The organism is Micromonospora sp., from assembly GCF_048594385.1.
In the GTDB taxonomy this organism is placed as follows: Bacteria; Actinomycetota; Actinomycetes; order Mycobacteriales; family Micromonosporaceae; genus Micromonospora; species Micromonospora wenchangensis.
This window is the reverse complement of the sequence record NZ_JBMDWU010000274.1, coordinates 1-7,722: the sequence shown is the minus strand read 5'-3', so window position 1 is coordinate 7,722 and position 7,722 is coordinate 1. Positions and strand designations below refer to the sequence as shown.

The 7,722-nt window shown below is 72.0% G+C and carries 8 protein-coding genes; 5 read left to right on the top strand and 3 right to left on the bottom strand.

The features are described 5' to 3' along the window. The first annotated feature begins 139 nt into the window (after positions 1-139). From ACOJTC_RS14690 to ACOJTC_RS14680, 3 genes are read left to right on the top strand one after another with little or no spacing between them, the layout of a single operon-like run. Entirely contained in the window at positions 140-1,270 is a 1,131-nt protein-coding gene (locus ACOJTC_RS14690) for an FtsX-like permease family protein (RefSeq protein ID WP_420117281.1), read from the top strand. Then, positions 1,267-2,001 carry an ABC transporter ATP-binding protein gene (locus tag ACOJTC_RS14685; RefSeq protein ID WP_420117280.1) on the top strand — a complete coding sequence of 245 codons (735 nt, stop codon included), beginning with the start codon at positions 1,267-1,269 and terminating at the stop codon, positions 1,999-2,001. The genes ACOJTC_RS14690 and ACOJTC_RS14685 overlap by 4 nt, the downstream gene beginning before the upstream one ends. Before the next feature lie 15 nt (positions 2,002-2,016). Continuing rightward, the gene (locus ACOJTC_RS14680; protein WP_420117279.1) at positions 2,017-2,601 is read left to right on the top strand and encodes a TetR/AcrR family transcriptional regulator; all 585 of its coding nucleotides are present in this window, start codon (positions 2,017-2,019) and stop codon (positions 2,599-2,601) included. Positions 2,602-2,662: 61 nt separating this feature from the next. Here the strand turns inward: ACOJTC_RS14680 and ACOJTC_RS14675 are convergent, their stop codons facing one another. The 3 genes from ACOJTC_RS14675 to ACOJTC_RS14665 form a co-directional block, all read right to left on the bottom strand. Next, positions 2,663-2,920 (bottom strand): hypothetical protein, encoded by a 258-nt coding sequence (locus ACOJTC_RS14675; protein ID WP_357927944.1) that lies wholly within the window; start codon positions 2,918-2,920, stop codon positions 2,663-2,665. A 167-nt stretch (positions 2,921-3,087) separates the two neighbouring features. After that, a complete protein-coding gene (gene meaB / locus ACOJTC_RS14670) occupies positions 3,088-4,023 on the bottom strand; it encodes a methylmalonyl Co-A mutase-associated GTPase MeaB (RefSeq protein WP_357928123.1) in 936 nt (311 codons plus the stop codon). Between the two features lie 263 nt (positions 4,024-4,286). Next, positions 4,287-5,480: an acetyl-CoA C-acetyltransferase gene (locus ACOJTC_RS14665; RefSeq protein ID WP_420117278.1), complete on the bottom strand. Its 1,194-nt coding sequence runs from the start codon at positions 5,478-5,480 to the stop codon at positions 4,287-4,289. A 63-nt stretch (positions 5,481-5,543) separates the two neighbouring features. Between ACOJTC_RS14665 and mce the strand changes: the two genes are divergently transcribed. Further along, a complete protein-coding gene (mce, locus tag ACOJTC_RS14660; RefSeq protein ID WP_204928127.1) occupies positions 5,544-6,020 on the top strand; it encodes a methylmalonyl-CoA epimerase in 477 nt (158 codons plus the stop codon). 394 nt (positions 6,021-6,414) lie between these two features. After that, complete coding sequence (locus ACOJTC_RS14655; RefSeq protein WP_088642764.1) at positions 6,415-7,680, top strand: DivIVA domain-containing protein; 1,266 nt, start codon at positions 6,415-6,417, stop codon at positions 7,678-7,680. Positions 7,681-7,722 lie beyond the last annotated feature (42 nt).

The window sequence follows — 7,722 nt, the reverse complement described above, 5'->3', positions numbered from 1 at the left end:
CCGGGGCAGGCGGGAGGGAGACGAGGGCAGGGTGGGCGCGGGGCGGAGGTGGTGGGCAGCGATGATGCGCGAGCATGCCGACATGGTGTTGCTAACATGCTGACATGATGTCGATAAAATTCGGGTCCGGGTGGGGCTCATGTTCCTAGCTGTCCGCGAGCTTCGGTTCGCCCGTGCCCGGTTCGGGCTGATGGGGGCGGTGATCGCCCTCATCGCCGTACTGGTGGTGCTGCTGTCCGGGCTCTCCGTGGGGCTGGTCAACGACGGGGTGTCCGGCCTGCAACGACTGCCGGTGACCTCGTTCGCGTTCGCCGACGGCGTCCAACGCGACTCGGCGTTCTCCCGCAGCGTGATCGACATGAAGGCGGTCGACACCTGGGCCGGCCGGCCCGACGTGGCGCGGGCCACCGCGTACGGCAACACGCTGGCCAACGCCAAGAGCGGATCGGGCGTCGAGATCGACCTGGCGCTCTTCGGCGTACAGCCCGAATCGTTCCTCTCCCCCCAGGTCAGCGAGGGCGACCGGCTCGGCGCGCCGGGCGGGATCGTGGTCAGCCGGACCGCCGTCGACGCCGGACTGCGGGTCGGTGACACCCTCACGGTCGACCGGGTCGGCACCACCCTCACGGTCATCGGCGTCCTGCCCGGCCAGCACACGTTCGGGCACGTCGACGTGGGCTACGTCCCGCTGCGTACCTGGCAGGAGATCCGCGCCGGGCTCGGACCGGACGACCCGGTCCCGGCGCACGTCCACACCGAGATCACGGCGGTCGCGGTGCAGGCCAGGCCGGGCGCGGACGTCGACCTCGCGGGCGGCGACCAGGCGGCGGGCACCCAGAGCATGACGCTCGACGAGTCGTTCGGCGCCTCACCCGGGTACACCGCGGAGACCTCCACGCTCAAGCTGATCCAGTACTTCCTGTACGCGATCTCCGCGCTGGTCGTGGGGGCGTTCTTCACCGTCTGGACGATCCAGCGCAAGCACGAGATCGCCGTGATGCGGGCGATGGGCGCACCGACCCGGTTCCTGCTGCGGGACGGGCTGACCCAGGCGCTGATCCTGCTGCTCCTCTCCGCCGGTGTCGGCGTCGCCGCCGGTGTCGGGCTGGGCAGCCTGATCGGCGGCGGCGGTGTCCCGTTCGCCCTGGAGGCGTCCGCGGTCGCCGGGGCGAGCCTGCTGTTGATCGTGCTCGGTCTGCTGGGAGCGGTCGCGGCGATCATCCGGATCACCGCGGTGGACCCGTTGACGGCGTTGGGAGCGAACCGATGAGCACGCACACCGACAACCCCGGATCGGCGGCCGGCACGGGTGACCCGGCCGCGCGTCAGCTCGACGGGCTGCACATGCGGGACGTCTGCCTGCGCTTCGGCGACGGTGAGGACACCGTGCTCGCGCTGGACGGGGTCTCGCTCACCGTCGCACCCGGCGAGTTCGTCGCCGTGGTCGGCCCCTCAGGTGCCGGCAAGTCGAGCCTGCTGGCCGTCGCCGGCGGGTTGAGCGTGCCGACGTCCGGCTCGGTCCGGGTGGCCGGGCGGGACATGGCGGTGGCCAACCGCCGGGCCCGCACGACGCTGCGGCGCGAAAGCGTCGGCTTCGTGTTCCAGTCGGGCAACCTGCTCCCGGCGCTGACCGCCGTGGACCAGCTCCGGCTGCCGACCCGGTTCGGCCCGGTGACGAACGGCACCCCACGCGACCCGCGCACCCTGCTGGCCGAGGTGGGCATGGCCGGCAAGGCCGACCGGCGACCCCACCAGCTCTCCGGTGGCGAGCGTCAGCGGGTGGGCATCGCCCGCGCCCTGGTCACCAACCCCCGGCTGCTGCTGGTCGACGAGCCCACCGCCGCACTGGACCGGGTACGCAGCCACGAGGTCGTCGAACTGCTCGCCCGGGAGACCCGGGAGCACAGCGTCGCGACCGTCATGGTCACCCACGACCAGGACGTCCTGCGGCACTGCGACACGGTGTACGAGATGATTGACGGGAAACTCACGCCAGCCTGACCGAAGGATCCGCCGGTGCCGAAGATCCAGGCAGCCACCGTCGCCGAGCACCGTGCCCGGCAACGCGCGGCGATCCTGGACGCCGCCCGGTCGATCCTCGCCGAAGGTGGGTCGGAAGCGCCGAGCCTGGCCGCGGTCGCCGCGCGGACAGGCCTGGCGCGTCCGAGCGTCTACCAGTACTTCAAATCCCGCACCGACCTGCTCGACGCGGTCATCGTGGACCTGCTCCCCCGCTGGTCGACCTACGTGACGCAGCGGATGCGCCGGGCCAGCACCCCCGGCGACCGGGTCCTCGCCTACGTGGCGGCCAACCTCCATCTGGTCGCCAAGGGCGAACACGCGGTCTTCCGCGGGCTGTCGGCGATCGCCTCCCCGGAAGCGCTCGCCGAACCCAGCCGTCGCCTCCACGAACAGTTACGCGCCCCGCTCGTGGAGGCCCTCGCCGAGCACGGCGCGCCCGACCCGGCCGGCACCGCCGAACTCATCCAGGCGATCGTCTACACCGCCTCCCACATGATCGAGAACGGTGTCGGGGAGGCCAAGGCCCGTTCGCTCGCGCGCGGGCTGCTGGAGCCGTACCTGCGGCAACCGACCGACTGACCACACCACCGGCGGCGGCCGGCGCAATGGTCGTTCCCATTCCGCGACGGCGCGGTCCGGATCAGGTGTAGAGGACCAGGTGCCAGTGCGGGTTGTGGCTGGCGGAATAGTTGCAGGCATAGTCGCGGTACCGCGAATTCGGCAGCTCGACCGCATTGCTGCCGGCCTGGTAACAGGCGGTGCTGTTGGTGAACCACCCGCCGCTCACCGAGCCGGCGCTCGCGGCGGCCGCCGTCGTCGCCAACGTCAGCGACACGGCGCCGACGACGAGCGCGCCGGAGACGCCGAGCCGGGTGGCCATTGTTCCGATCCTGGTCACGGTGTTCCTTCCCTTCCTCGGTTCGGAGACCGCGCCCCGGGCGCACAGAATGTGCCCGGGCCCGAGATCAGTTTCACCGTTCCTGTATACACGCGTACATCACGGCATTCAAGAGCAGCAATACGTCCCCCGAAAAGGGGCGGGTGGTGTCCGGCCCGCAGGCCCGGTCAGGAGCTGATCTGGGCCAACAGCTCGTCCGCCGCCGCGTACGGGTCCAGCGCCCCCTCGGCGACCTTCGCGGCGAGCGCCGGCAGCTCCGTACCGTCGCGCAGGGAACCGATGCGGGCACGCAGGATGCCCAGCGCGATCGCCTCGATCTCGGCGGCGGCCCGCTTCTCCCGGCGGCGGCGCAGCTCGTCGTGCTGCTCCAGCCAGGCCCGGTGCTTGTCGATCGCGGCGGCGATGTCGTCGATCCCCTCGCCGCGCGCGGCGACCGACCGGACCACCTGCGGACGCCACTGCCCCGGCCCGCGCTCGCCCAGCGCGATCATGCCCTGGATGTCGCGGACGGTGTTGTCCGCGCCGTCCCGATCGGCCTTGTTGACCACGAAGACGTCGGCGATCTCCAGGATGCCGGCCTTGACCGCCTGGATCGCGTCACCCATGCCGGGGGCGAGCAGCACCAGCGTGGTGTCGGCGAGCGACGCCACCTCCACCTCGGCCTGGCCGACCCCGACCGTCTCCACCAGCACCACGTCGCAGCCGGCACCCTCCAGCACCCGGACCGCCTGCGGGGTCGCCGCGGACAGCCCGCCGAGGTGACCCCGGCTGGACATCGACCTGATGTAGACGCCCGGGTCGGTGGCGTGGTCCTGCATCCGGACCCGGTCGCCGAGGATCGCCCCGCCGGTGAACGGGCTGGACGGGTCGATGGCCAGCACCCCGACCCGGTGCCCGCCCGCCCGCAACGCCCGCACCAGCTCGTTGGTGGTGGTCGACTTGCCCACCCCCGGGGAACCGGTCAACCCGACCACCTGGGCCTGCCCGGCGTACGGCGCGAGCGCCGCCGCCACCTGCGGCAGCACCTCGTCACCGGACTCCACCAGGGTGATCAGCCGGGCCACCGCCCGGGGGTCACCCTCGCGCGCCCGGGCCACCAGCATCGGTACGTCCCGACTACGACGAACCGGGACAGCGGTCGGGGCGGGGGCGTTCTCGACAGTCACTGGGCCACCTTCGCTCACGACTGCGGGGCTCGCAAACCCCGCTCACTCCTCGCGCTCACCACCGAGCCACCTTCGCCCCACGACCACGCGGCTCGCAAACCCCGCTCACTCCTCGCGCTCACCACCGAGCCACCTTCGGTCACGACTACGGGGCTCGCCAACCCCTGTCGCTCCCCACGCTCGCAGACCCGGGGCGCGGGTCAGCCCTGGGCGTCGGCCGGCACGTGGATGATCAGGGCGTCGCCCTGGCCGCCACCGCCGCAGAGTGCCGCCGCGCCGGTACCGCCGCCGCGCCGCTTCAGCTCCAGCGCGAGGGTGAGCACCAGCCGGGCACCGGACATGCCGATCGGGTGCCCCAGCGCGATGGCGCCGCCGTTGACGTTGATCTTGTCGGCGCCGACCCCGAGGTCCCGCGCGGACTGGATGCCGACCTGGGCGAACGCCTCGTTGATCTCGATGAGGTCGAGGTCGTCGATGCTCAGGCCACCCTTCTTCAGGGCGTGCTGGATGGCGTTGGACGGCTGCGAGTGCAGGGAATTGTCCGGGCCCGCCACGTTGCCGTGCGCGCCGACCTCGGCCAGCCAGGCCAGGCCCAGCTCGTTCGCCTTGGCCTTGCTCATCACGACCACGGCCGCCGCGCCGTCCGAGATCGGCGACGAGGTGCCGGCGGTGATCGTGCCGTCCTTGGCGAACGCCGGGCGCAGCTTGGCCAGCGACTCGGCGGTGGTGTCCGGCCGGATGCCCTCGTCCTCGCTGATCACCAGCGGGTCGCCCTTGCGCTGCGGGATGACCACCGGGGTGATCTCGTCGGCGAAGTGGCCGTTCTTCTGGGCGGCGGCGGCCCGCTGGTGGCTGGCCGCCGCGAACGCGTCCTGCTCCTCGCGGGTGATGCCGTGCCGTGCGCCGAGCCGCTCGGTGGACTCGCCCATCGAGCAGCAGTCCCAGGCGTCACTGAGCCCGTCGTGGGCCATGTGGTCCTTGATCGTCACGTCGCCGTACTTGTAACCGGCGCGCTGGCCGAGCAGCAGGTGCGGGGCGTTGGTCATCGACTCCATGCCACCGGCCACCACGATGTCGAACTCGCCGGCCCGGATGAGCTGGTCGGCCAGGGCGATCGCGTCCAGGCCGGAGAGGCACACCTTGTTGATGGTCAGCGCCGGCACCGACATCGGGACGCCCGCCTCCACCGCCGCCTGCCGGGCGGGGATCTGCCCGGCACCGGCCTGGAGCACCTGGCCCATGATCACGTACTGCACCTGGTCCGGGGCGACCCCGGCGCGCTCCAGCGCCGCCTTGATCGCGATGCCGCCGAGTTTCGTCGCCGGCAGGTCCTTCAGGTTGCCCAGCAGCCGGCCCATCGGGGTCCGCGCGCCGCTGACGATGACCGATGCCACTGTCTGCCTCCGAGGGGGGTACCGAGCTGTACGCCTTAACGGCTGTTCGGCCAGACTAGCGTCATGGCTGAGAACTCCCCCGTCGAGCCCGCTGCCGACTACGTCACAGACATCGGGCTGCGCCGTATCGACCACGTCGGGGTCGCGGTCGCCGACCTGGACGCCGCGATCGACTTCTATCAGCGCACCTTCGGGATGCGCTGCATACACGAGGAGACCAACACCGAGCAGGGCGTACGCGAGGCGATGATGGCCGTGGGCCCGACCGCCGAGGGCGGCTGCGTGCAGCTGCTCGCCCCGTTGTCGCCGGAGTCGACCATCGCCAAGTTCCTCGACCGCAACGGCCCCGGGGTGCAGCAGGTGGCGTACACGGTCGCCGACATCGACGCGGCCTGCGCGATCCTGCGCGAGCGCGGCGTACGGCTGCTCTACGACACCCCGAAGCGCGGCACCGCCAACTCCCGGGTCAACTTCGTCCACCCCAAGGCCGCCGGCGGCGTCCTCATCGAACTCGTCCAACCCGCCGACACCCCCCACTGACACTGTCCTCTCCCCGCGTCCCCACCCCCACCCCTTCCGTGTTGATCAAGAGGTTTGCGTCATCTCGATCTCCAGACCTGACGCAAACCTCTTGATCACCGGGGCGGGGCGAGGGTGGGAGCGGGGCGAGGGTAGGGCGTGGGAGGGAGGGGGTCGGATTGGCGTTTCCGGGGGGCGGTGGGGGCATTGTGTGGGGGTGGCATTTCGGGGGCGGCGGGGAAAGAGGCGGACACTGCCGGGATAGCGGGCGGTAGCGGCGGTGGGGCCGCCCGGACCTGCCAAGATCGCCGTTTGGTGCCGGCCGCCGGTACGACCCGGTGGACCATGTAAAGAGGACACGAAAGCTCGGCACCGCTCTTGCGAACGACCCCGGGGGGTCTGCAAGTATGTCCCAATGCCCCAGCAGCAGTCCTCCCCTCTCGCGTTCTTCGATAACGCGAACTCGCAGCCCGACTTCACGGTGGGCCTGCGTGGATACAACACCCACCAGGTCGACGACTTCCTCGGTCGGATGACGGCCGCGCTGACCCAGTCGGAGCAGGCCCGCGCCGAGGCCGAGCAGCGGATGAACGACGCCCAGCGTCGGCTCCGCCAGGCCGAGCAGCGGCAGGCCGCGCTCGAGCAGAAGCTCACCGACACCAACAAGCAGCTCGAGGAGAACAGCCGGCCGACCCTCTCGGGTCTCGGCACCCGGGTCGAGCAGATCCTGCGGCTGGCCGAGGAGCAGGCCAACGACCACCGCAACGAGGCCAAGCGCGAGTCGGAAGGGATCCTCTCCGCTGCCCGGCTGGAGGCGCGGGAGATCACCGACAAGGCGCGCGCCGAGGCCGCCGCGATGAAGGCCACCGCCGAGCGGGAGGCCGGCACCGTCCGCACCGCCGCCGAGCGGGAGGCCGCCGAGGCCCGGGTGCAGGCCCGTCGGGAGGCCGACACGCTGCGCGCCGACGCCGACCGGGAGACCAAGCAGCTGCGTACGGTCACCGCGCACGAGGTGGCGGAGCTGAAGTCCACCGTCGAGCGGGAGGTCGCCACCCTGCGCGCCACCGCCGAGCGGGAGATCACCCAGCAGCGGGCGAAGGCCGCGCGGGAGGCCGAGGAGAAGCGCGCCGAGGCCACCAAGCTGCTCACCGACGCCCGCGACAAGCGGGACAAGGACCTCCAGGCGCTGGAGCTCCAGCTCGCCGAGCGGCGGGAGAAGGCCGAGCGCGAGGAGTCGGAGCGGCACGCCGCCCAGGTGGCGCAGACCCAGAAGCTGGTCGGCGAGGCCGAGCAGCGGGCGCGGGCCGCCCAGGAGCGGGCCAAGGAGATCGAGCAGCGCGCCGAGGCCCGCCGGGTCGAGTCCGAGCGCACCGCCAACGACACCGTCGACAAGGCCAAGGCGTTGGCCGAGAAGACCCTCAACGAGGCCAAGGCCGAGGCGAAGCGGCTGCTCACCGAGGCGCGCACCGAGGCGGACCTGACCACCCAGGCGGCCCGCCGCGAGGTGGAGGACCTCACCCGCCAGAAGGACGCGGTCACCTCGCAGCTCGGCCAGATGCTCTCCGGCCTGGCCGGGATCGTGCCGGGCGTTCCGGCCCAGCAGCAGGCCGCCGCGCCGGCCAAGGCGGAGCCGGCCAAGGCCGACGCCGAGTCCCGGGCGACCGCGGAGACCGCCAGCTGACCGAACGCATCGACGGGGCATGAGTCGCGGCGCGGAGGGACA

What these genes read in the sequence shown, in the direction of transcription:
- ACOJTC_RS14690 (WP_420117281.1), top strand. Translation starts at nt 140, where the DNA reads ATGTTCCTAGCTGTCCGCGAGCTTCGGTTCGCCCGTGCCCGGTTCGGG.
- ACOJTC_RS14685 (WP_420117280.1), top strand. Translation starts at nt 1,267, where the DNA reads ATGAGCACGCACACCGACAACCCCGGATCGGCGGCCGGCACGGGTGAC.
- meaB (WP_357928123.1), bottom strand. Translation starts at nt 4,023, where the DNA reads ATGCTGGTGGCCCGGGCGCGCGAGGGTGACCCCCGGGCGGTGGCCCGG.
- mce (WP_204928127.1), top strand. Translation starts at nt 5,544, where the DNA reads ATGGCTGAGAACTCCCCCGTCGAGCCCGCTGCCGACTACGTCACAGAC.
- ACOJTC_RS14655 (WP_088642764.1), top strand. Translation starts at nt 6,415, where the DNA reads ATGCCCCAGCAGCAGTCCTCCCCTCTCGCGTTCTTCGATAACGCGAAC.